The following is a 22587-nucleotide window of genomic DNA, read 5'->3' on the forward strand; positions in this document are numbered from 1 at the left end:
CCGGCGGCGCGGCGGTCAGCGACCGAGGCGCTCGCGCGCCATGCGATCGGCGATGGCGGTGGTGGTGGCACCCTCGGCCTGGGCGCGCTGGAAGATCTCCGCCAGGGTCGTCTCGATGCCCTCGATGTGCGCCTTCAGCTCGGCGGTGCTGCCGCCGGTGCGTTCGTAGCACACGTCGATGATGCCGCCGGCGTTGATCGCGTAGTCCGGCGCGTACAGGCAGTCGCGGCGGCGCAGCTGCTCGGCCAGCTCCGGGCTGGCCAGCTGGTTGTTGGCGGCGCCGGCGATGATCGGCGCACGCAGCGCCTCCAGGGTCTGCGGGTTGACGATGGCGCCCAGGGCGCAGGGGGCGAACACGTCCACGTCGAGACCGAAGATCTCGTGCTGGCCCACGGCGCGGGCGCCCACCTGCTCCACGGCGCGGCGCTGGTTGGCCTCGAAGATGTCGGTCACCCACAGCTCGGCGCCGGCTTCCTTGAGGTGCCGGGCCAGGCCGAAGCCGACCTCGCCGACGCCCTGGATGGCCACCTTGAGGCCCTTGAGGTCGTCGCGCCCGAGGCGGTGACGCACCGCCGCGCGGATGCCGACGAACACGCCGTAGGCGGTGGACGGCGAGGGATTGCCGTCGCGGCTGCCGCCGTCGAAGGCCTCGCGCTGGCCGGCGCCGGCCACGTGGCGGGTGCGCTGGGCCATGATCTGCATCTCGGCCACGCCGGTGCCGGAGTCGGCGGCGGTGATGTAGCGCCCGCCGAGCCTGTCGACGAAGTCGCCCATGGCCTGGAACAGCGCCTCGCTCTTGCCGCTGCGCGGGTCGCCGATGATCACCGCCTTGCCGCCGCCCAGCGGCAGGCCCGCCAGCGCGGACTTGTAGGTCATGCCACGGGACAGGCGCAGCACGTCGCGCAGGGCCTCCTCGTCGCTGGCGTAGTTCCACATGCGGCAGCCGCCGAGGGCCGGACCGAGGGTGGTGTCGTGCACGGCGATGATGGCCTTGAGGCCGCTGGCCGGGTCGTGGCCGAAGACCACCTGTTCGTGCTGGTCGAAGTCGATATGGGTGAAGACGGGCATGGATTCCTCGATGTTCTTGTTGGGTGCGGAATAAACCCTTCTCCCCCTGGGAGAAGGTGGCCGAAGGCCGGATGGGGGTTCCACCCTCTCCCCAGCCCTCTCCCGCAAGCGGGAGAGGGAGCACCTGTTCCCCTCTCCCATTCATGGGAGAGGGGCTAGGGGAGAGGGTGAGTTTTCAGGCGGCCGGTTCGAACAGCTGGACGGCGGCGATCTCGCTGACCAGCAGACGGGCCTTGAGCTGCTTGGCCTGTTCGCGGGCCTTGGCCAGGGCCTGTTCCTTGACGTGGCCGTAGCCGCGGATCTGCTCCGGCAGCTCGGCCAGGGCCACGGCGGTGCGGTAGTTGTCCGGGCGTTGCTCCCTGAGCAACAGCTCGATCCACTGCTCGTACTCGCCGATCAGCTCGCGCTCGACCTTGCGCTCGGCGCTGTGGCCGAAGGGGTCGAACACACTGCCACGGAGGAACTTGAAGCGCGCCAGCACGGCGAACACCTTGAGCATCCACGGGCCGAACTCGCGCTTGACCGGCGCGCCGGTGCGCGGGTCGGGCTTGGCCAGCCAGCTCGGCGCCAGGTGGAAGTGCAGGCGGTAGTCGCCCTCGAACTGCGCCTCCAGCGCCTGGCGGAAGGCCGGCTCGCTATACAGCCGCGCCACTTCGTACTCGTCCTTGTAGGCCAGCAGCTTGAAGTAGTAGCGCGCCACGGCGCGGCTCAGCGCCTGGTCGGCACCGCTGTCGGCCTGGCGCACGCGGGTCACCAGTTCCAGGTAGCGCTGCGCATAGGCCGCGTCTTGGTAGGCGGTCAGGCGCGCCATGCGGTCGGCAACAATCTCGTCGAAGGTTTCGCAACGCGGCGCATCGGGCGTTTTCGGCTTGGCCAGCTGCTCCACGGCGGCCAGGTCATGGGCCGCACGGCGGCCCCAGAGGAAGGCCTGCTGGTTGAGCGGGATGGACACGCCGTTGAGATCGATGGCCTTGTTGATGGCCTCGGCCGACACCGGCACCAGGCCCTTCTGATAGGCATAACCGAGCATGAACAGGTTGCTGGCGATGGTGTCGCCGAGCAGCGCGGTGGCCAGGCGGGTGGCATCGACGAAATGGGTCTTGCCCTCACCCACCGCCTCCACCAGCGCCTCGCGCATGGCTGCGCCGGGCACCTGGGCGTCCGGGTTGCGGGTGAATTCGGCGGTGGCCGCCTCGTGGCTGTTGACCACGGCGTGAGCGATCTTGTCGTTCAGCTTGGCCAGCGACTCCTCGCCGGCCGCCACCACCAGGTCGCAGGCCAGCAGCAGGTCGGTCTCGCCGGCGGCGATGCGCACGGCATAGATATCGTCCTGCTTGGCGGCGATGCGGATATGGCTGATCACCGGGCCGAACTTCTGCGCCAGACCCGCCTGGTCGAGCACGGTGCAGCCCTTGCCTTCCAGGTGCGCGGCCATGCCCAGCAGGGCGCCGACGGTGGTCACGCCGCTGCCGCCGACACCCGGCAGGAGGATGTTCCAGGGCCTGTCGAGCTGCGGCTGGCGCGGTTCCGGCAGAGCCACGAACAGCGCCTTGGCGCCGAGGGCCTCAGGCTTGCGCAGGCCGCCGCCGTGCACGGTAACGAAGCTTGGGCAGAAACCCTCGACGCAGGAGAAGTCCTTGTTGCAGGCGTTCTGGTCGATCTCGCGCTTGCGCCCCAGCTCGGTCTCCAATGGCAGCACGGAGAGGCAGTTGGACTTCACGCTGCAGTCGCCGCAGCCCTCGCACACGGCCGAGTTGATGAAGGCGCGTTTCTGCGGATCGGCCAGCTTGCCGCGCTTGCGGCGGCGGCGCTTCTCGGTGGCGCAGGTCTGGTCATACAGGATGACCGTGGTGCCCTTGATCTCGCGCAGCTCACGCTGCACGGCGTCCAGCTCACGACGATGGTGGAAGGTGACGATGGGCGCGAAGGTGGCGTGGGTCGGATACTTGTCCGGCTCGTCGCTGACCAGGGCAATGCGCTTCACGCCTTCGGCATAGACCTGCTGGCTGAGCTGATCGATGCGCAGCTCGCCGTCGATCGGCTGGCCGCCGGTCATGGCCACCGCGTCGTTGTAGAGGATCTTGTAGGTGATGTTGACGCCCGAGGCCACGGCCGCGCGCAGCGCCAGGTGGCCGGAGTGGAAGTAGGTGCCGTCGCCGAGGTTCTGGAACACATGTTTAGTGTCGGTAAACGGCGCCTGGCCGATCCAGGTGGCGCCCTCGCCGCCCATCTGGGTGAAGGTGTCGGTACGCCGGTCCATCCACTGGGTCATGTAGTGGCAGCCGATGCCACCGAGGGCGCGGCTGCCTTCCGGCAGCTGGGTGGAGCTGTTGTGCGGGCAGCCGGAGCAGAAGTGCGGGGTACGCTTGGTGTCGTGCTTGGGTGCGGCCAGCGCGGCTTCTTTCGCGGCGAGGAAGGCCAGGCGCTCCTCGATCTGCGGGCTGGTGTAGATCGGCGCCAGGCGCTTGGCGATCACCCGGGCGATCATCGCCGGAGTCAGCTCGGCCAGGTTGGGCAGCAGCGAGTTGCCCTCTTCGTCGAACTCGCCGACCACCCGCGGGCGCTTGCCGACCGGCCAGTTGTACAGCTGGCCGGTGAGCTGGTCCTCGATGATGCTGCGCTTCTCCTCGACCACCAGGATTTCGTCCAGGCCTTCGGCGAAGTTGTGCACGGACACCGGCTCCAGCGGCCAGCTCATGCCGATCTTCAGCACGCGCAGGCCGACCCTGGCGCACAGTGCCTCGTCCAGGCCCAGGTCATCGAGGGCCTGGCGCACGTCCAGGTAGGACTTGCCGGTGGTGATGATGCCGAGGCGCGGGTTGGGCGAGTCGAGCTTGATCTGGTCGAGCTGGTTGGCCAGGGCGAAGGCCCGCGCGGCGTAGATCTTGTACATGTTCAGGCGCTTTTCCTGCGCCAGGGGCGGGTCCGGCCAGCGGATGTGCACGCCGTCTTCCGGCAGCTGGAAGTCGGTCGGCAGGCTGATCTTCACGCGCAGCGGGTCGACGTCCACCACGGCCGAGGAATCGACGTTCTCGGCGATGGTCTTGAGCGCCACCCAGCAGCCGCTGTAGCGCGACAGCTCCCAGCCGATGATGCCGTAGTCGAGCATCTCCTGGACGTTGGCCGGATTGAGCACCGGAATCGACGCGGCGATAAACGCATGTTCGCTCTGGTGGGCGATGGTCGAGGACTTGCAGCCGTGGTCATCGCCGGCCAGCAGCAGCACACCGCCATGCGGGGACACGCCGGCCGAGTTGCCGTGCTTGAACACGTCACCACAGCGGTCCACGCCCGGGCCCTTGCCGTACCACATGGCGAACACGCCGTCGTAGCGCGCGCCGGGGAATAGGTTGGCCTGCTGGCTGCCCCACACGGCGGTGGCGCCCAGCTCCTCGTTGACGCCGGGCTGGAAGTGGATGTGGTTTTCCTGGAGGAACTGCTTGGCGTCCCACAGGCTCTTGTCCAGGTTGCCCAGGGGCGAACCCCGGTAGCCGGAGATAAAGCAGGCGGTATTCAGGCCGAAGGCGGCATCACGCTGCTTCTGCAGCATGGGCAGGCGGGTCAGGGCCTGGGTACCGGTGAGGTACAGCTGGCCCGTGGCTACACGGTACTTGTCGTCCAGACGGATTTCGGCCAGAGACATGGGGCGCTCCTTTTGTTCTTGTGCTGAGCGTGGCGTGCCTGTTGAGCACTGCCGTTAAACCCTGGCGCGGGATCACCGCGACGGGTCGTATGGGCAAAACTATGACCGAGGAGTTCTGGATTTTTCTTTCTTTTTTCGGGCCTGCAGCGGGATACTGCGCATGACCTATCCCTTCATGACCAATAAAGAGAACAATTCATGCAGGATTCCCTGAGCCCCATCGACCGCCGCATCCTCCGCCTGCTGCAGCACAACGCCGACCTCTCCGCCGCCGAGATCGCCGAAAAGGTGGAGCTGTCGCAATCGCCCTGCTGGCGACGCATCCATCGCATGCAGGAGGAGGGGCTGATCGAGCGCAAGGTCGCCCTGCTCAACCCGAAGAAGCTCGGTCTGGGCATCACGGTGTTCGTCGACATCAAGCTGTCGGCCCACGGCCGCAGCAACCTGGAGGAGTTCGAGCAGGCGGTGGTCGGCTACCCGCAGGTGCTGGAGTGCCACACCATGGCCGGCGGTTCGGACTACCTGCTCAAGGTGGTGGCCAAGGATATTGCCGACTACGAGCGCTTCCTGCGCGACCACCTGTTGCAGCGGCCACATGTGCACGAGGCGCACTCGCATATTGCGATGAGTGAGGTGAAGAGGACTACGGAGTTGCCGTTGGATTGAGCGGCCTACTAGGGCCGCATCAAAATTGAGTCTCTGTGACTTCTTACGCTAGAAATGACGGCTAAGTAAGTGGCCGATATTCTCCTACAAAAACTGAAGAGTGAGCTTTGGCCATGAGTCAAGTGGTGTTACAAGCAACTCTTACATCAGCATATTCAATCGATATGTTCTAAGGAAGATACATGCGAGTTCGGCTCGATAGAATCACCATTAATCACTTCAAGCGGATAGAGTCCCTGGAAATTGACTTACAACCAGTGACTGCGCTGGTTGGCGGTAATACGAGTGGTAAAAGCAGCGCCCTGCAAGCGGCGCAGCTCGGTGTATCGATTTTACAGGCAGCTTTTCGAGGTATACGCGCGAATGGAATGCCCGACTTCGCAGGCACTGTCGCCAACGATGCAGTGTTGTTCCGACCGACTGAGCGACTGCTGGACTTGAGGCGTGGAGATAGCGCGACGCAGAATCTCGGCTACTCGATTACTTACAGAGGCGTAGATCTCGACACAAGCGCGGACAAGCATATAACGCTCGAAATCCGCCGCGGCAAGAACGCAAATATCGCTATCAATCGTGCGGGAGACGACGACCTCGCAGTCGTCTTAGCGAACAGTGTTCGCCCATTCTCAATATTTACGCCTGGCTTATCCGGAATCCCGATCCGCGAAGAATGGCGGACAAAGGGATCAATGGACGCCGCAGTCATGCACGGTGACGCTAACCTCTATCTACGCACCGTTCTTGATCATCTTTTCACGCGCGATTTAGATGAGATGGCGAGGACTGCATGGCGCCAGGATAGCGATATTGGCCTCCTACCAGACAGCGGATGGAAGACTTTCTCTCGGCTTCTTGAGCGCTGCTATCCAGGCACACGCGTCATAGTAAGTCACGATCCACTACGTGATCGCTACGTAAAGGTCGAAGTCAAAACATCTGACGCTACGGTCACGCTCGACATGGCGTCGACTGGCATGCTCCAGGTCATTCAGATCATCGCCTATGCCTGCTTCTATGCCCCCCCTTTGATTCTGCTGGACGAGCCCGATGCTCACCTACATGCCGATAGCCAGACGCGACTCTATGATGCGCTTAGAAGTGTTGCGGCTGAGACACAAACTCGCATTCTGTTTGCCAGCCATTCGCCTCAACTGATCCAACGTCTCATGTACGACCCTGACGCTGCAGTGGCATGGATGAGCGAAGGAGCGAAAGTACCTGTTGATGACGCCCAGCGCCCTGCGATTCCGATTCTGATGACGCTCGGTGCGCTATCGGCCGGTGCCGACGCCTTCGACCCTGCTCGACCAGTGATACTGATGACAGAGGACAAGCTAACACGACCGGTTACAGTGCTTGCGAAAGCGAACGGCGCACCTGATAACTTGGCAGTGCTTTCCTACAACGGATGCGGAAACCTCTCAGCAGCAAGGCTCCTGGCAAACATGATCACGGACATGCGTCCTGACGCCCGAATTATCTTGCATCGAGATCGAGACTTCCGCACCGAAGAAGAGATGCAATTTGAGCTATCAACTGCCGCCTCAGAACGCCAGCGTAACGGCGTGACACGTGTTACTGAAGTTTTCACTCCTCTGAACGACGTCGAGCACTCATTTGCTCAACCTGCACATCTGAAGGAGGTCTTCAACGACCTTGCCCCTGAATTAATCGATGCTGCTATTACGCATGTGACCGCGTTCAGGCGCGACGACCTCGTGAATGCAGCACGCGTTGCTCGTGGACAGATATCTTCATCGCTTTACGGTGTTTCACGTAAGCGTGGGAAACCAGAGTGGGCTGCATCCGGAATGCCCGACAACCCTCCACCAGTCAATGCTTTCGTTCCCGCAAACGGACTGACTCCTGTCTCCTTCCAACATTCTCACGGCAAAATGCTTATGGACGGTCTTCGCCCGAGAATTCATCACCATGTTGGAGGAGCCTCGCAGGTATCGGACGGTAGGATTTATACCGCGACCAACCATCTTTTAGCGCAGGATTGGCAAGAGGCGTTTGCGCCTCAGTAGCTTTGGACAAGGAAGGAAAGATTTATTTTCCGAGCCACTGCGTTGAACGAACCCTCCCCTTTCGCCCTTACGGCGAGTCACTTTCTCTTGTCTGGCCAAGAGAAAGTAACCAAAGAGAAGGCCACCCCGACATCCGGGTCTGGCCTGCGGCCAGACTTCCCTCCTTCCGGTGCCGCTCCGGGGGCCGGCGTACAAGGGGCGTCCATGCCCCTTTACGCCTCTCGCCGCATCCATGCGGCTCGTCCCCCTGCGCAACACCTCCACTCGGCCTCCTGACGGGGACTCGGGCTCCGAGTTGCTTGGTGGTTTTTCTTGGCGCTTCGCGCATTGATCGCCGCCACGCTTCGCGTGCCAATTCGTCGAACTGTCAGGCAGCACCAAACGCCCCTTCAGGAGGGTGAGCGGAATCGTTGTGGAAGGGGTTGAGCGGCATGGATGCCGCGAGAGACGCGATGGGCCAGGGATGGCCCTTCGCGGCGTGCCCCTGGAACGGCGATGGAGCGAACGAACCCGGAGCGAAGCGTAGGGCCGGATGGCGGGGCAAGCCCTTTTGGTTCCTTTTGGGGCGACTGCCAAAAGGAACCCGCCCAGCAGGGCGGAACCAATGCATCAACTAACACGAAAGTCAGCAGCGGCACGAACCGCCGAAATGGACAGACGCTGGAACGTCAGAGGCTGCGTTCCCACGCATAGCGTGGGAACGATCAGAATGGGCAACGGCACGGAATCGCCAAACAACAGAGCAAGAGCAAAAGCGCCCTCTCCCTAACCCTCTCCCGTAAACGGGAGAGGGAACTAGAGCACTGCGTCCGGCTGCGCCTCGGGCGCGGCAGCCTTGAACGCATCGAGGGCCAGGCAGCGCTCTTCCATCTCCAACAGGCGCGGGAAGGCCTCCAACGAACAGGCAAAGCGCCGCGCGTTGTACAGCTGCGGGATCACGCAGGCTTCGAGATAGCCCGGGCGGTTGCCCAGCGACAGGCCGCCGTCCAGCACCGCCAGCCCCTGCTCCACCGCCGCCAGGCCCTTCTCCACCCAATGCCGATACCAGGCATTCTTGGCTTCGTCCGAGACACCCAGCTCGGCGCTGAGGTACTGCAGCACCCGCAGGTTGTTCAGCGGATGGATATCGCAGGCGATATGCAGGGCCAGGGCGCGCACCTGGGCGCGCAGGGCAGGGTCGGCCGGCAGCAGGGCCGGCACCGGGAAGACTTCGTCCAGGTATTCGAGGATGGCCAGCGACTGGGCGATGCGCACCCCGCCATTACCCTCGTCTACCAGCAGCGGCACCAGGCCCTGGGGATTGAGCGCCTGGTACTCGGCCGCATGCTGCTGGCCGCCATCCTTGACCAGGTGCACCAGCGTCTGGCGGTAGGCCAGGCCCTTGAGATTGAGGGCGATGCGCACCCGGTAGGCGGCGCTGGAGCGCCAGTAGCCATGGAGCGTCAGCTCAGTGCTCATAGCGCTCCACCGCCTGGTCGATGGCGCCGAAGATGCTCTGGCCGGCGGCGTCGAACATCTCGATGCGCACCCGGTCACCGAACTTGAGGAAGGGCGTCTTCGCCTCGCCCTGTTCGACGATTTCCAGCATGCGCTTCTCGGCCAGGCAGCTCGAACCCGCGCTGCGGTCGTAGTTCGAGACAGTCCCGGAGCCGATGATGGTGCCGGCGCCCAGCGGGCGGGTCTTGGCGGCGTGGGCCACCAGGGTCGGGAAGTTGAAGGTCATGTCCACGCCGGCGTTGGGCTGGCCGAACAGCGCGCCGTTGATGTGCGACACCAGCGGGCGGTGCACCTTGCCGTCCTTCCAGGCCTCGCCCAGCTCGTCCGGGGTCACCGCCACCGGCGAGAAGCTCGACGACGGCTTGCTCTGGTAGAAGCCGAAGCCCTTGGCCAGCTCGCCGGGGATCAGGTTGCGCAGCGAGACGTCGTTGACCAGTAGCAGCAGGCGGATATGTTCGCCGGCTTCGGCGGCCGTGGCGCCCATGGGCACGTCGTCGGTGATCACCGCGATCTCCGCTTCCAGGTCGATGCCCCAGGCCTCGTCGGCCAGGCGGATCGGGCTGTGCGGCGGGATAAAGCTGTCCGCCCCGCCCTGGTACATCAGCGGGTCGTGCCAGAAGCTCTCCGGCATCTCCGCGCCCCTGGCCTTGCGCACCAGCTCGACGTGGTTGACGTAAGCGCTGCCGTCAGCCCAGTGGTAGGCGCGCGGCAAAGGGCTGTGGCAGGCGGCCTGGTCGAAGGCGAAGGCTTCGAGCTCCAGGCCATCGTTGAGGCGCTGATAGACCGCTTCCAGTTGCGGGCGCTTGGTCGCCCAGTCGTCCAGCGCGGCCTGCAGGGTGGCGGCGATCTGCGGCACTTGCACGGCGCGAGAAAGGTCGCGGGAGACGACGATCAGCACGCCGTCGCGGCCTTGGTTGAGTGATGCGAGTTTCATGGGTTCCTACCTATTCGTCTGTTCGCACGCGGGCCTTTACTCCCCTCTCCCACTTGTGGGAGAGGGGCCGGGGGAGAGGGTGTGCCGATCTGCACTGCCCTCTCCCCAACCCTCTCCCATGAATGGGAGAGGGGGCTGTTCTGCGTCAGCCTTGTTTCCCCGGCGCACGCCAGGAGTTCACGTATTCGGGCACGTCCACCGCAGCGGCGGCCTCGGCCACCTCCAGCGCGCGGCGGGTGTCGATCATCACCGCCACTTCCTCGGCGAAGGTGGCCGGGTCTTCCTGGGCCTTCTTCAGCGCCTTGGGGTGCGGGCCGTGGGGGAAGCCGCAGGGGTGCAGGGTGACCATGCCGGCCTCGATGTTGTCGCGGCTGAAGAAGTTGCCGCGGTGGTAGAACAGCACCTCGTCGTAGTCGTCGTTGTTGTGGAAGAACGGCACCTTGAGCGCACCGGGATCTGACTCGACCGGGCGCGGGGTGAAGGTGCACACAACAAAACCATTGGCGACGAAAGTGGTATGGGCCGACGGCGGCAGGTGGTAGCGATGGCTCATCAACGGGCGGATATCGCGCCAGTTCAGGCGCACCACCGTGTTGTCGCCATGCCAGCCCACCGCATCCAGCGGGTTGAACGGGTAGGTGACGGTGCTGATCTGGTTGCGCCGCTTGATGCGCACCTGCCAGGTGTGCTCGTCCTGCTGGGCCTTGAAGGCGGCGTCGATGTGCGGGTGTTCGAGCACCGCCGGATCAAAGATCGCCTGCGGGCCGAGCAGGCCCTTGTCCGGCAGCTGGTAGGCGCCGTCGGTGTTCTCGATCAGCAGGAAGTGGCTAGGCGCGCTCGGCTCGATGCGCCAGGCGGTGCCACGCGGGATCAGCAGGTAGTCGCCGTCGCGGTACTCCAGGTGGCCGAAGTCGCAGTAGAAGTGGCCGGCGCCGTCATGCACGAACAGCAGCTCGTCGCCGTCGCTGTTGCGCACCAGGTGGCGCATGGCGCCGTGGGTCTTCCACACGCGCAACTTCACGTCGGCGTTATGCAGGCATAGTGGCGCCTCCAGCGGGCAGTCGCGCTCGCTGGAAATCTTGTTGAAGTTGAAGGCGTGCGGGCGCAGCGGCCCTTCCCAGTCGACCCAGCCAGTGGGCGGGTGCTTGTGGTGCAGGTGGGTCACCGGGCCGAAGAAGCCCTCGCGACCCATCTCCCGCTCGTAGGTGCCCTCGGGGAAATCGCAGTGCGCCTGGCGCGAGTGCTCGCCCTCGCGCAGGGGGAAGCTGATCCATTGGCGGCTCATCGCATCACTCCTGAGTGATCACGCCACGACGCAGCTGGTCTTCCTCGATGGATTCGAACAGCGCCTTGAAGTTGCCCTCGCCGAAGCCCTGGTTGCCCTTGCGCTGGATGATCTCGAAGAAGATCGGGCCGATCACCGTGTTGGTGAAGATCTGCAGCAGGATGCCGTCGTCGCCCGGCGCCCCGTCGATCAGGATGTTCAGCTCGCGCAGCTGGTCCAGTGGCTCGCCGTGGCCGGCCACGCGGCTGTCGACCTTTTCATAATAGGTGTCCGGGGTGGTCATGAAGTCCACGCCGTTGGCGCGCAGGCGGCGCACTGTCTCGTAGATATCGTCGGTGCTCATGGCGATGTGCTGGATGCCCTCGCCGTGGTACTCGCGGATGAATTCCTCGATCTGCGACTTGTCGTCGGCCGACTCGTTGATCGGGATGCGGATCTTGCCGCAGGGCGCGGTCATGGCGCGGGAGAACAGGCCGGTGAGCTTGCCTTCGATGTCGAAGTAGCGGATCTCGCGGAAGTTGGCGATGCGCTCGTAGAAGCCGGACCAGACGTCCATCTGCCCGCGCTTGACGTTGTGGGTCAGGTGGTCGATCTGCTGCAGGCCGACGGCATGGTCGCCCGCCGAGCGGCCCTCGATGTATTCGAAGTCGACGTCGTAGATGGTCTTGTCGCCGTAGCGGTCGACCAGGTACAGCAGCGAGCCGCCGATGCCTTCGACGCAGGGGATGTTCAGCTCGCCGAAGTTGGCGTGGCTGCCGACCAGCTTGGCGCCCTGCTGCTCGACGTAGGCGGCGGCCTGGGCCGCGTTCTTCACCCGGAAGGCCATGGCGCAGGCGCTCGGCCCGTGCTTCTCGCCGAAGGCGCGGACATGGCCGGTGGGGTTGCCGTTGAGCACGAAGTTGATGTCGTTCTGCTGGAACAGCCAGACCTGCTTGGAGCGGTGCTTGGCCGTTTCGGTGAAGCCCATGGCGGTGAACAGCTGGCGCAGCTGCTCGATGCCCTCCGGCGTCGGCGCGGTGAATTCGACGAACTCGAAACCGTCGGTTCCGATGGGGTTGTGCTGATCGATCTTGGCCACGGCGTTCATCCGGCCTCCCTGAATTGTTGTTGTCGGGCAGTCGCCCGCCTTGGCGGCGGTGCGGGTGGGTTGCCCCCATCACAACCCCGAGCCGGCACGCGGACAAGCCGAGGCGGATGCCGCCAGAAGCGGGATAGCCTGGCGGGCCGGCAAGTTTTTCTTACACCGCCCGAATCGAGCGGGAGCCCTCCCCGAACCTCGGCATCCACGTAACGATTTCTTGCCAGCGTGGTTCAGGCGGCTGCCACCTGCTGCGCTCCTGCGCCGCACTGCGCCCGCGACGCATCTGATACGGTTTTTCCCGGCAAACCTGAGTCTGTTATGCAAACAGCCCGGCAGGCACAGTGCGCGCAGCCCGATTAGCAGCCCGAGAGGCCCACCATGAGCGAGCGCATAGCGGCGCGGATCATCGAATCCGACGCGCCGCGCCAGCCGTCCCGCCTGACCCCGGCACAAGCCGGCGGAGCGATCCACACCCGCAGCTTCAGCGGCCGCTTCCGCAACCTGCGCCTGTACGGCGCGGGGCTGCTGATGCTGATCTTCTTCGGCACCGCCTGGCTGGACTGGGATGGTCGCCAGGCGGTGCTGTGGAACCTGGCCGAGCACCGCTACTACATCTTCGGCGCCACCTTCTGGCCGCAGGACTTCATCCTGCTCTCGGCGCTGCTGATCATCTGCGCCTTCGGCCTGTTCACCATCACGGTGTTCGCCGGCCGCGTCTGGTGCGGCTACACCTGCCCGCAGAGCGTGTGGACCTGGCTGTTCATGTGGGTGGAGAAGCTCACCGAGGGCGAACGCAACCAGCGCATCAAGCTCGACGCCGCCCCCTGGGGCCCGGCCAAGCTGCTGCGCCGCGCCGCCAAGCACGGCCTGTGGCTGGCGCTGAGCCTGCTCACGGCGCTGACCTTCATCGGCTACTTCACGCCGATCCGCCCGCTGGCGGCCGAGCTGTTCGGCGGCCAACTGGAGGGCGCCGCGCTGTTCTGGATGCTGTTCTTCACCGGCGCCACCTACCTCAACGCCGGCTGGCTGCGCGACAAGGTCTGCGTGTACATGTGCCCCTACGCGCGCTTCCAGGGCGTGATGTTCGACCGCGACACCCTGCTGGTGGCCTATGACGCCGCCCGCGGCGAGCACCGCGGCCCGCGCAGGAAGGAGGTCGACCACCGGGCCGAGGGCCTCGGCGACTGCATCGACTGCACGATGTGCGTACAGGTTTGCCCCACCGGCATCGACATCCGCGACGGCCTGCAGGTCGAGTGCATCGGCTGCGCCGCCTGCATCGACGCCTGCGACAGCGTGATGGACAAGATGGGCTACGCCCGCGGCCTGATCCGCTACGGCTCCGAGCGCGAGATGCAGGGCGGCCGCCGCCAGTTGCTGCGGCCGCGCCTGGTCGGCTACGCGGCGGCCCTGCTGCTGATGATCGGCGCCTTCGCCTGGGCCCTGCAGGCCCGCGCCCTGGTGTCCCTCGACGTGGCCAAGGACCGCGGTATGTTCCGCGAGAACGCCGCCGGGCAGATCGAGAACGTCTACCGCCTCAAGCTGATCAACAAGAGCCAGCAGCCGCAGCGCTACCACCTGGGCCTGGTGCCCGGCCAGCCGTTCCGCCTGAACGGGCCGAGCGACCTGCGCCTGGCCGCCGGCGAGATCCTCGAGGTACCGGTCAGCGTGGTGCTGGAGCGCGAGCCGCTGGGCCGCAGCCCGGCGCCGGTACGCTTCGAGGTGATCAACATGCACGACGGCGAGGAGCGCCAGGAGGCCGACAGCACCTTCATCGCACCGAGCGGGCGCTGATGGCCGCGCCCCGCCTGCTGCCCGTAGACTGTGACCTGCCCACGGCCACCCTCACGGACAAGATGAAGCGCTACGAGCAATTCGCCGACCAGATCGCCGAGCTGATCCGCTCCGGCGTGCTCGCCCCCGGCGAGCGCGTGCCCTCGGTGCGCCACGCCGGCCGCACCTACGGGGTCAGCCCGTCCACCGTGTTCCAGGCCTACTACCTGCTGGAGGATCGCGGCCTGATCCAGGCCCGCGCCCGTTCCGGCTATTTCGTCCGCGAGCTGGCGCGCCAGCCGCTGGCCGAGCCGCAGGTCGGCGCCACCCCGGCCGCCAGCACGGCGGTGGACGTCAGCGAGCTGGTGTTCTCCGTGCTCGGCTCGCTCAAGGACCCGGCCACCGTGCCCTTCGGCTCGGCCTTCCCCAGCCCCGAACTGTTCCCCCTGCCGCGCCTGGCGCGCAGCATGGCCCATGCCCTGCGCGACATGCCGGGCCACGCGGTGATCGCCGACATGACCGCCGGCAACCCCGACCTGCGCCGGCAGATCGCCCTGCGCTACATGGTCGCCGGGGTGCGCCTGGCGCTGGAGGAACTGGTGATCACCAACGGAGCCATGGAGGCGCTCAACCTGTGCCTGCAGACGGTGACCCGGCCGGGCGACCTGGTGGCCATCGAGGCGCCGGCCTTCTACGCCACCCTGCAGGTGCTGGAGCGCCTCAAGCTCAAGGCGGTGGAGATTCCCGTGCACCCGCGCGAGGGCATCGACCTCGGCGTGCTGGCCGAGCGCCTGGACAGCCTGCCGATCAAGGCCTGCTGGTTCATGAGCAGCCTGCAGAACCCCATGGGCGCCAGCCTGACGGAGGCGAAGAAGGCCGAGCTATATGCCCTGCTCAAGCGCCACCAGGTGCCGCTGATCGAGGACGACGTTTACGCCGAGCTGCATTACGGCCAGCAACCGCCACGGCCGGTGAAGGGCTGCGACGACCAGGGCCTGGTGATGCACTGCGGCTCCTTCTCCAAGAGCCTGGCGCCGGGCTACCGGGTCGGCTGGGTGGCCGGCGGGCGCTTCGCCGAGCAGATCGCCCGGCTCAAGCTGATGACCACCATCTCGCCCTCGGTGCCGGCCCAGGCGGCCATCGCCGACTACCTGCAGCACGGCGGCTACGACCGCCACCTGCGCAAGCTGCGCATCGCCCTGGAGACCCAGCAGGCGGCCATGCTCGCCTCCGCCGCCCGGCATTTCCCGGCCGAGACGCGGGTGAGCCGCCCGGCCGGCGGCTACTTCCTGTGGTTCGAATTTCCCGCGCGGGTCGACTCGCTACAGCTGTTCCAGCTGGCCCTGGCCCAGGGCATCAGCCTGGCGCCGGGGCCGATCTTCTCCGCCACCCGCGGCTTCCGCCATTGCGCGCGACTGAACCATGGTCACCCCTGGGACGCCCAGAGCGAGGCGGCGATGGAACTGCTGGGGCGAATCCTGGCCTCATTCTGAGCGGCCCGCGCGGCATCCGCCGGAAAATAGTGGCACACTGACATGAACGGCGCAGGAGGCGCAGCACAAGAATGAAGGGTGAAGCCCATGACTGACGACAACCAAACGACCGCCATCGAGGTGCTCGACGACGCGCAGCGCATCGAGCAGCTGGAACAGGCCGGCAAGCTCAACCGCCTGCTGATCTACGGCCTGGCCGGCGCCCTGCTGCTGAACCTGATCGCCTGGGTGCTGGTGGCCGTGCTCGGTGGCTCCGCCGAGCCGGACGAGGAAACCCTGGCGGCCCTGGCCAGTCGCGCCAGCGTCGAGACGCTGCAGAAGGAGGTCGCCGCCCTGCAGCTGCAGATCAGCCCGCTGCAGCAGCAGCTCAAGGATCAGCAGAAGCTCATCCTGATGCTCTCGCAGCAGCAACAGAAGCCGGCCGCGCCGGGCGACGCCGCGCCTGCGGCGGCCGCCAGCGGCGAGCAGGACAAGGACAACGTGCGCATGCTCGCGCGCACCCTGATCGGCCAGGAGCGCAACTACCAGCACACCCTCGGCGCACTCAAGGACGGCATGCGCGAACTGGCCGGCATGACCCCGGGCTCGCGCAGCTGGCTGGACTTCTACGAGGAGTCCCTGGCCAAGCCGCTGGCCGATAGCCAGGCGCGGGTCAAGGCGCTGCAGGAGTGGTCGGGGGAAGAGGGCAAATAAAGCGGCGGGCGCAACGCCCTGCGCATAGGCAGTGAGAAATCTACGCCCTTGACCCTCCATAGCCCGGATGCAACCCGGGCTATGGAGTGGCCTGCTTCCCGGATTGCATCCGGGCTACGACTGAACAGCGGACTCGATTCTCCAGCGCCTATCCACCATCCGCTCAATCGGCGGTCTCGTCGGCGTTATCCGCCGGATCCCTGTCTTGGGCTTCCACGGCCTTGCTCAAGCCCAGTGCTCCGGCGATGGCCGCCGGCGTAGTGGCCACCACGTCAATGGCCTTGGCCAGCCCAGTCGTCAGGCCGGAGCGGGCTGCCGCCGAAGTGGTCGTGCCATGGCCCTGGCCCTGACCAACGCCGGTTCCGGTCGCATGACCGAGGCCTTGGCCCTTGCCCTGGGAGTGCTCGCCACCGGCCAAGGCATGCCCCTTGCCGCCACCCACACCATCACCGTGACCGCCACCCACTCCACCGCCATGGCCGCCACCGTGACCACCGCTGCCGCCACCTCCGCCTCCGCCGCCGCCACCGCCACCGCCACCGCCACCGCCACCGCCTCCACCGTCACGCGCATAGGCCGAGTCGATCAAGGGGTTGGCCTCAGGCGGCAGCACCGCTGTAGCCAGCAGCAAGGCACTGGCCGACAAGGCCAGCACAGTCGGTAATTTCCGCATCATCAATCCTCCACAGCACCGGATTCTGCAGTCTATTTCAGCCACCGTCCGAAACACGGCAGACCGTCACAGGAGTGAGACAAGGGACAGCGGAATTAGTGCTGCAGGTGCCCGTACAGCTTGGCGTACAGCCCACCCTCGGCGATCAGCTGCTGGTGGTCGCCGTCCTCGGCGATGCTGCCGCCGTCGAACACCAGCACGCGGTCGGCCTGTTTCACCGCACTCAGGCGGTGGGCGATGATCAGCGTGGTGCGGCCGTTGAGGAAGCGCCCCAGGGCTTGGTGCAGGGCGTACTCGGTGGCGGCGTCGAGGGCCGAGGTGGCCTCGTCGAGGATCACCACCCGGGGCTCGGCCAGCACCATGCGGGCGATGGCCAGGCGCTGGCGCTGGCCACCGGACAAGCGCACGCCGGAACGCCCGACCATGCTGTCCAGGCCCTGCGGCAGGGCACGGATGGCGGGCGCCAGCTGGGCGATCTCCAGGGCCTGCCAGCAGGCCTCGTCGCTGCGTTCACGGCCCATGCACAGGTTGGCGCGCACCGTGTCGTTGAACAGCGCCGGGTGCTGCAACACCACCGCCACGTGCTCGCGCACCCGCTCCAGGCCGATTTCCTCCAGGCTCGCGCCGCCGAAGCGGATGCTCCCCGCCTGCGGGCTGTAGAGACCGAGCAGCAGCTGCACCAGGGTGCTCTTGCCGCCGCCGGAAGCGCCGACTATGGCGACCTTCTCGCCGGGCGCGATGCTCAGGTTGAGCTCGTTCAGCACCGGCTCGTCGGCATAGGCGAAGCGCAGGCCGCGCACCTCGATGCCGACCGTCTCGCGGCCCTTGAACGGATCGACGCGGCCCTCGTGCTGCGGCTCGTCGGCGCGCGCCAGCAGCTCGTTGATCCGCGCCAGGGCGCCGCCGGCGGCGTAGTAGGCGTACTGCAGGCCGAGCAGCTGCTCGACCGGGCCGATCATGAACCACAGGTAGCTGAACACCGCGAGCATCTGGCCGATCGACAGGTCGGAGAACAGCACGGTGAGCATGGCCACGGCACGAAACAGGTCGATGCCGAACTGGAACAGCAGGCCGCTGGTGCGCCCGGCCGCATCGCTCTTCCACTGCGAGGCCACGGCGTAGTCGCGCACCTCGCGGGCGCGCTGGCCGAGGCGGCCGAGGAAGAAGCCCTGGCGGTTGCCGGCGCGTACTTCCTGGATCGCCTCCAGGGTCTCGGTCAGCGCCTGGGTGAAGCGCGAGGTGCTGTCGTTCTCCAGCTTCTTCAGCTGCTTGACCTGCTTGCCCAGCTGCACCGTGGCGTAGATCACCAGCGGGTTGAACAGCAGGATCAGCAGCGCCAGCTGCCAGTGCATCCACAGCAGGATGGCCGCCGTGCCGGTCAGGGTGAGCAGGGCCACCAGCACGCGGCTGAGGGTTTCGCCGATGAATTTGTCGAGGGTGTCCAGGTCGGTGACCAGGTGCGCGCTGACCGTGCCGCCGCCGAGGTTCTCGTACTCGCCCAGGGCGATGCGCTTGAGCCGCTCGATCAGGCGGATGCGCAGGCGGTAGATCACGTCCTTGGACAGGCGGGCGAACAGCCGCGCCTGCAGCACGTTGGCCACCAGGGCACCGAGGCGCAGCACCAGGGTCAGTGCCAGCATCAGGCCGATGTAGCCGGCGGCGCTCTCCCAGGCCGCGGGCAGGAAGCGGTCCATCACCTTGAGCGCGGCATCGCCCTGCCCCAGCAGCACCTCGTCCACCAGCAGCGGCAGCAGCAGCGGAATGGGCACGCTGCACAGGGTGGCGAACACGGCGATCAGGTTGGCCAGGATCAGGCCCTTGCGATGCCGCAGGGCCAGCTGGCGGATCTCCGCCCAGCTCAGGCGGTCAGGCATGTGCGGCACGCTCCAGCCAGCGCCCGAGCAGCGGCGCCAGGGCCTGCAGCGGCTGGTAGCCATTGGTCAGCAGGGCCAGCTGGCCGTCCCGCTCGGCCAGCAGAGTAGGGAAGCCGGCGATGCCGAGGTCCTGCACCCAGGCGAAGTCGGCGGCGGTGGCCGCCTGCATGGCCTCGCTGTCGAAGGCGGCGGCGAACTCGATGCGCGGGATGCCGGCACGCTCGGCCAGCTCCACCAGCAGCTGGGCGCGGGTCACGTCGCGGCCCTCGGCGTAGAAGGCCTGCTGGATCAGCCCGGCCAGCGGGACCACGCTCTGCTCGTCCAGCTGGCGCGCGGTGACCAGGGCGCGGCAGGCCGGCTCGGTGTCGTAGACGAAGCCCTCGGGCAGGCCGTCGCGGAAGTTGAACAGCTGGCCGGTGCTGGCGTTGACCGCCTGCCAGTGGGCGAGGATGCGCACCCGCGCCGCCGGATCCATGGCCGCGCGCTCGCGGCGCAGGCCGCCGACCACCAGCTGCAGCGGCACGCCGGCCGCGCCGGCCTGCTCGGCCAGGGCCTCGACGACCGGGGCGAAGCCCCAGCACCAGGAACACATGGGGTCCATCACGTAGAGCAGGCGGGCTGGGCGCACAGGCAGTTCCTTGACAGGCTGGAGGCCGGGGCAGTGTACCCGCGCAGCAGGGCGCTGCGCAGGGGACAAGGTGGCGCAGGGCTCAGTCGCCCTGCAGCGCCTTGTAGTTGTAGCCGATGGGGTGCGGCAGGTTGCGCGCCTGGGCGATCTCGATCTGCTTCTGCCGTTCGCGGGCGGCCTGGCGGGTCTTCTCCGGCAGCGAGTTCCAGCAGTGCGGGCAGCTGATGCCCGGCGAGTAGTGCTCGGACTGGCGGTCCTCGGCGGAGATCGGGTTGCGGCAGGCGTGGCACTGGTCGTAGTCGCCCTCGGACAGGTCGTGGCGCACGGTCACCCGGTTGTCGAAGACGAAGCAGTCGCCCTGCCACTTGCTCTGCTCCTGCGGCACCTCCTCCAGGTACTTGAGAATGCCGCCCTTGAGGTGGAAGACCTCCTCGAAGCCTTCGCCGAGCATGTAGCTGGAGGCCTTCTCGCAGCGGATGCCGCCGGTGCAGAACATGGCGACCTTCTTGTGCCGGGTCGGGTCGAAGTGGGCCTTGATGTACTCGGGGAACTCGCGGAACGACTTAGTCTTGGGATCGATGGCGCCCTCGAAGGTACCGATGGCCACCTCGTAGTCGTTGCGGGTGTCGATCAGCAGCACCTCGGGGTCACTGATCAGGGCGTTCCAGTCCTTGGGCTCGACGTAGGTGCCGACCCGCTGGTTGGGGTCCACGCCCGGCACGCCGAGGGTGACGATTTCCTTCTTCAGCTTGACCTTGGTGCGGTAGAAGGGCTGCTCGTCGCAGTAGGACTCCTTGTGGTCGATATCGGCCAGGCGCGGGTCCTGGCGGAACCAGGCGAGCAGCGCGTCGATGCCGGCGCGGCTGGCGGAGACGGTGCCATTGATGCCTTCCTCGGCCAGCAGCAGGGTGCCTTTGATGCCGTTATCCAGCAGGGTTTGCAGCAGGGGTTCGCGCAGCGCGACGTAGTCCGGCAGGGAAACGAACTTGTACAGCGCCGCCACGACGATCTTGTCGGTCATGGGGACTCTCTCCAGTGGTCGCCCGCGCAAAGGGCGGACCGGGGATGAAATGCAAGCGCCGGCTGGAGCCGGCGCGGGGGCGATTCTAGCGCAGCCACGTGCCTGGGGGCACGCGCAGCGGGATCAGTGGTCGTGCTTGCTGCCACCTCGGCAGGTCGGCGAATCCGGCGCCATGCCCTGCGCCGCCCACTCCTCGGGGGTGTAGGTGTGCAGGGCCAGGGCGTGGAACTGCTGCATCAGCTCGCCGAGGCTGGCGTAGACCTTCTGGTGGCGCTTGACCGCGTTCAGCCCGGCGAACTGCGGGCTGACGATCACCGCCTTGTAGTGGGTCTCCTGGCCACGGCTGTGCATGTGGCTCTCGTCGAGGACATCGAGGTGCTCGGCCTGCAGCGGCTGCAGGGCGGCGATGATCTGGTCGCGCATGCTCATGGTCACTGACTCCTACTGCTTGAGCTCGGCGTTCATCTCGCCGAGCAGCTTGTCCACTTCCGGCACCGCCTGCTGCAGGCGGGTCTGGGTCAGCTGGGCGGACATCGCCATCAGCTGCGGCATCCGCTCCAGCACCTTGCTGCCCAGCGGGGTCTGGTAGAAGGCCACCAGTTCCTTCAGCTCGGCCTCGCTGAAGGCGCGGGTGTACAGCTCCAGCAGCTCCGGCTCCAGGGTCTTCCAGCCCACCACCTGGTCCAGCGCCGCGTTGGCCTGGGCCTGGTAGCGCTCCAGCACGGGCTTCTGGCTGTCCTTGCCCTGGGCCTGGGCGAAACGCTGGGCGAACATCTGCTGCACCTGGGCGTAGGCCGGCACGGTGAGCTTGTCGACGCGGGTCAGCTGCAGGAAGCGCCGGGCCTCGGCGACATGGCTGGCGGTGGCCGGCGTCTCGGCATGCAGCGCGGGGCTGGCGAGCAGCAGGAGGGAAAACAGGGCACACAGGCGAATCATCGGGCAATCCTTGGGCGGGTATAGGTGCGGGCGGCCATTCTGCGCGCGCCCCCGGCATCGCTCAAGCGTCGGCCTGACGACCGGAACGAGCAAAAAGCCAGCACTTGCTCTGTACTGGTACAACTGTGCATGCTTGGCGCCTTCTCCGCGTACGGCGGCGCAGAGCGCGCCACAGCGCCCGTACCTACACATGGATGTGTTGCATGAACAGCTTCACCAACCCGCTCGCTTCCCCCTCGGCGCAGCCCCTGTGCGACGAGCGCGGCCGCCTGCTGGAAGCCGCCATCGGCTGGTCGCCCAGGCCGCAGGTGAACTGCGCCCTGCCCCGCCACCTGGGCCGGCGCAAGCGCTGGAACCACTGGTGCATCACCACCCCGGACTGGATGCTGGCGCTGACCTTCGCCGACCTCGACTACCTGGGCTACGGCGCCGCCTATTTCCTCGACCTGCACAGCGGCCAGGGCGCCTCGCGCACCCAGCTACGCCCCCTCGGCCTGGGCTGCGCGCTGCCGGATACGCCGCAGGAGAGCCACGAGTTCAACCACCCGCGCCTGCAGCTGCAGGCCGAGGACCGCGGCACTGCCGTGCGCCTCACCGTGCAAGCCCCTGATATAGGCGGGCAGCCGCTGCAGGCGGCGCTGGACATCCAGCGCCCGCCACACCTGGAATCGGTCAACCTGGTCTGCCCCATGGGCAGGCGCACCTTCCACGCCACCTGCCGCCAGCTCGGCCTGCCGGTGACCGGCCACCTGCAACTGGGGCGCCGGCAATACCTGTGCACGGTGGGACAGAGCTTCGCCTCGCTGGATTTCGCCCGCGGCGTGTGGCCCCTGCACAGCCACTGGACGCGCGCCGCCTTCGCCGCCCCCGGCGGCATCGCCGGCAACTTCGGCGCCGGCTGGACCGACCATAGCGGCCTGTCGGAGAACGCCCTGTGGTTCGGTGGCGAGCTGCTGCAGCTGCACGAACCGGTGCACACCGTGCAGAACCCGCAGGGGCCGCTGGCGCCCTGGCAGCTGAGCAGCCCCAGCGGCCAGGTCGAGCTGCGCTTCACCCCGCGCCAGCTGCACCAGGCCTGCCCCCGGCTCGGCCCCTTCTACGCCGACACCCGCCAGTGGTTCGGCCGCTTCGATGGCGACCTGCGCGACCCCGAGGGCCGCACGGTGCCGGTGAACGCTGCCTACGGCTGGCTCGGCGCGACCCACGCGCGCTGGTAATCACGCCGATAGGGACGGTGTGGAACCGCGCCGATCCTCCGGGGCCTAAACTGCCGACAATCATCCCGGAGATTC

The 22587-nt window shown here is 66.7% G+C and carries 18 protein-coding genes; 6 read left to right on the top strand and 12 right to left on the bottom strand.

Going from position 1 to position 22587, the window contains the following annotated elements; genetic code table 11:
* Positions 1–15 precede the first annotated feature (15 nt).
* Both AAG092_RS04210 and AAG092_RS04215 read right to left on the bottom strand, forming a co-directional pair.
* Positions 16–1068 carry a Leu/Phe/Val dehydrogenase gene (locus tag AAG092_RS04210; RefSeq protein WP_373388673.1) on the bottom strand — a complete coding sequence of 351 codons (1053 nt, stop codon included), beginning with the start codon at positions 1066–1068 and terminating at the stop codon, positions 16–18.
* A gap of 175 nt (positions 1069–1243) precedes the next feature.
* Positions 1244–4711: an indolepyruvate ferredoxin oxidoreductase family protein gene (locus AAG092_RS04215; protein WP_373388674.1), complete on the bottom strand. Its 3468-nt coding sequence runs from the start codon at positions 4709–4711 to the stop codon at positions 1244–1246.
* Positions 4712–4909: 198 nt separating this feature from the next.
* On the opposite strand from AAG092_RS04215, the gene AAG092_RS04220 reads away from it, so the two are divergent.
* Together AAG092_RS04220 and AAG092_RS04225 are read left to right on the top strand one after the other, a co-directional pair.
* Positions 4910–5377: an Lrp/AsnC family transcriptional regulator gene (locus tag AAG092_RS04220; RefSeq protein ID WP_373388675.1), complete on the top strand. Its 468-nt coding sequence runs from the start codon at positions 4910–4912 to the stop codon at positions 5375–5377.
* A gap of 182 nt (positions 5378–5559) precedes the next feature.
* Positions 5560–7407: an AAA family ATPase gene (locus tag AAG092_RS04225; RefSeq protein WP_373388676.1), complete on the top strand. Its 1848-nt coding sequence runs from the start codon at positions 5560–5562 to the stop codon at positions 7405–7407.
* Positions 7408–8202: 795 nt separating this feature from the next.
* Here AAG092_RS04225 and maiA read toward each other — a convergent pair.
* From maiA to hppD, 4 genes are all read right to left on the bottom strand, one after another.
* Positions 8203–8865: a maleylacetoacetate isomerase gene (gene maiA / locus AAG092_RS04230; protein ID WP_373388677.1), complete on the bottom strand. Its 663-nt coding sequence runs from the start codon at positions 8863–8865 to the stop codon at positions 8203–8205.
* On the bottom strand, positions 8855–9838 hold the full coding sequence (locus AAG092_RS04235; protein ID WP_373388678.1) for a fumarylacetoacetate hydrolase family protein: 984 nt from the start codon (positions 9836–9838) through the stop codon (positions 8855–8857). Before AAG092_RS04235 ends, maiA begins: the two co-directional genes overlap by 11 nt.
* Before the next feature lie 145 nt (positions 9839–9983).
* A complete protein-coding gene (locus AAG092_RS04240; protein WP_373388679.1) occupies positions 9984–11123 on the bottom strand; it encodes a homogentisate 1,2-dioxygenase in 1140 nt (379 codons plus the stop codon).
* A 4-nt stretch (positions 11124–11127) separates the two neighbouring features.
* Positions 11128–12210, bottom strand: coding sequence for a 4-hydroxyphenylpyruvate dioxygenase (gene hppD, locus AAG092_RS04245; protein ID WP_373388680.1), 1083 nt, complete (start codon positions 12208–12210; stop codon positions 11128–11130).
* A gap of 372 nt (positions 12211–12582) precedes the next feature.
* Between hppD and ccoG the strand changes: the two genes are divergently transcribed.
* From ccoG to AAG092_RS04260, 3 genes are all read left to right on the top strand, one after another.
* Positions 12583–13998: a cytochrome c oxidase accessory protein CcoG gene (gene ccoG / locus AAG092_RS04250; RefSeq protein ID WP_373388681.1), complete on the top strand. Its 1416-nt coding sequence runs from the start codon at positions 12583–12585 to the stop codon at positions 13996–13998.
* A 62-nt stretch (positions 13999–14060) separates the two neighbouring features.
* Positions 14061–15470, top strand: coding sequence for a GntR family transcriptional regulator MpaR (gene mapR / locus AAG092_RS04255; RefSeq protein WP_373389553.1), 1410 nt, complete (start codon positions 14061–14063; stop codon positions 15468–15470).
* Positions 15471–15557: 87 nt separating this feature from the next.
* On the top strand, positions 15558–16163 hold the full coding sequence (locus AAG092_RS04260; RefSeq protein WP_373388682.1) for a hypothetical protein: 606 nt from the start codon (positions 15558–15560) through the stop codon (positions 16161–16163).
* Between the two features lie 163 nt (positions 16164–16326).
* Here AAG092_RS04260 and AAG092_RS04265 read toward each other — a convergent pair whose 3' ends face one another.
* From AAG092_RS04265 to AAG092_RS04290, 6 genes are all read right to left on the bottom strand, one after another.
* Complete coding sequence (locus AAG092_RS04265) at positions 16327–16839, bottom strand: hypothetical protein (RefSeq protein ID WP_373388683.1); 513 nt, start codon at positions 16837–16839, stop codon at positions 16327–16329.
* A gap of 92 nt (positions 16840–16931) precedes the next feature.
* Entirely contained in the window at positions 16932–18710 is a 1779-nt protein-coding gene (locus tag AAG092_RS04270) for an ABC transporter ATP-binding protein (protein WP_373388684.1), read from the bottom strand.
* Positions 18703–19302, bottom strand: coding sequence for a DsbA family protein (locus tag AAG092_RS04275; protein WP_373389554.1), 600 nt, complete (start codon positions 19300–19302; stop codon positions 18703–18705). The genes AAG092_RS04270 and AAG092_RS04275 overlap by 8 nt, the downstream gene beginning before the upstream one ends.
* A gap of 118 nt (positions 19303–19420) precedes the next feature.
* Positions 19421–20359, bottom strand: coding sequence for a rhodanese-related sulfurtransferase (locus tag AAG092_RS04280; protein ID WP_373388685.1), 939 nt, complete (start codon positions 20357–20359; stop codon positions 19421–19423).
* A 123-nt stretch (positions 20360–20482) separates the two neighbouring features.
* On the bottom strand, positions 20483–20788 hold the full coding sequence (locus AAG092_RS04285) for a BolA family protein (RefSeq protein ID WP_373388686.1): 306 nt from the start codon (positions 20786–20788) through the stop codon (positions 20483–20485).
* Positions 20789–20800: 12 nt separating this feature from the next.
* On the bottom strand, positions 20801–21295 hold the full coding sequence (locus tag AAG092_RS04290; RefSeq protein WP_110681943.1) for a DUF2059 domain-containing protein: 495 nt from the start codon (positions 21293–21295) through the stop codon (positions 20801–20803).
* Positions 21296–21498: 203 nt separating this feature from the next.
* On the opposite strand from AAG092_RS04290, the gene AAG092_RS04295 reads away from it, so the two are divergent.
* On the top strand, positions 21499–22512 hold the full coding sequence (locus tag AAG092_RS04295; RefSeq protein ID WP_373388687.1) for a DUF2804 domain-containing protein: 1014 nt from the start codon (positions 21499–21501) through the stop codon (positions 22510–22512).
* Positions 22513–22587: the final 75 nt, after the last annotated feature.

The sequence above is a fragment of the Pseudomonas alcaligenes genome, assembly GCF_041729615.1.
GTDB classification, from domain to species: domain Bacteria; phylum Pseudomonadota; class Gammaproteobacteria; order Pseudomonadales; family Pseudomonadaceae; genus Aquipseudomonas; species Aquipseudomonas alcaligenes_B.

Bases quoted from the DNA above. Each gene is read 5' to 3' on its own strand.
- AAG092_RS04210 (WP_373388673.1), bottom strand. From the start codon at position 1,068: ATGCCCGTCTTCACCCATATCGACTTCGACCAGCACGAACAGGTGGTC.
- AAG092_RS04215 (WP_373388674.1), bottom strand. From the start codon at position 4,711: ATGTCTCTGGCCGAAATCCGTCTGGACGACAAGTACCGTGTAGCCACG.
- AAG092_RS04220 (WP_373388675.1), top strand. From the start codon at position 4,910: ATGCAGGATTCCCTGAGCCCCATCGACCGCCGCATCCTCCGCCTGCTG.
- AAG092_RS04225 (WP_373388676.1), top strand. From the start codon at position 5,560: ATGCGAGTTCGGCTCGATAGAATCACCATTAATCACTTCAAGCGGATA.
- maiA (WP_373388677.1), bottom strand. From the start codon at position 8,865: ATGAGCACTGAGCTGACGCTCCATGGCTACTGGCGCTCCAGCGCCGCC.
- AAG092_RS04235 (WP_373388678.1), bottom strand. From the start codon at position 9,838: ATGAAACTCGCATCACTCAACCAAGGCCGCGACGGCGTGCTGATCGTC.
- AAG092_RS04240 (WP_373388679.1), bottom strand. From the start codon at position 11,123: ATGAGCCGCCAATGGATCAGCTTCCCCCTGCGCGAGGGCGAGCACTCG.
- hppD (WP_373388680.1), bottom strand. From the start codon at position 12,210: ATGAACGCCGTGGCCAAGATCGATCAGCACAACCCCATCGGAACCGAC.
- ccoG (WP_373388681.1), top strand. From the start codon at position 12,583: ATGAGCGAGCGCATAGCGGCGCGGATCATCGAATCCGACGCGCCGCGC.
- mapR (WP_373389553.1), top strand. From the start codon at position 14,061: ATGAAGCGCTACGAGCAATTCGCCGACCAGATCGCCGAGCTGATCCGC.
- AAG092_RS04260 (WP_373388682.1), top strand. From the start codon at position 15,558: ATGACTGACGACAACCAAACGACCGCCATCGAGGTGCTCGACGACGCG.
- AAG092_RS04265 (WP_373388683.1), bottom strand. From the start codon at position 16,839: ATGATGCGGAAATTACCGACTGTGCTGGCCTTGTCGGCCAGTGCCTTG.
- AAG092_RS04270 (WP_373388684.1), bottom strand. From the start codon at position 18,710: ATGCCTGACCGCCTGAGCTGGGCGGAGATCCGCCAGCTGGCCCTGCGG.
- AAG092_RS04275 (WP_373389554.1), bottom strand. From the start codon at position 19,302: ATGTGTTCCTGGTGCTGGGGCTTCGCCCCGGTCGTCGAGGCCCTGGCC.
- AAG092_RS04280 (WP_373388685.1), bottom strand. From the start codon at position 20,359: ATGACCGACAAGATCGTCGTGGCGGCGCTGTACAAGTTCGTTTCCCTG.
- AAG092_RS04285 (WP_373388686.1), bottom strand. From the start codon at position 20,788: ATGAGCATGCGCGACCAGATCATCGCCGCCCTGCAGCCGCTGCAGGCC.
- AAG092_RS04290 (WP_110681943.1), bottom strand. From the start codon at position 21,295: ATGATTCGCCTGTGTGCCCTGTTTTCCCTCCTGCTGCTCGCCAGCCCC.
- AAG092_RS04295 (WP_373388687.1), top strand. From the start codon at position 21,499: ATGAACAGCTTCACCAACCCGCTCGCTTCCCCCTCGGCGCAGCCCCTG.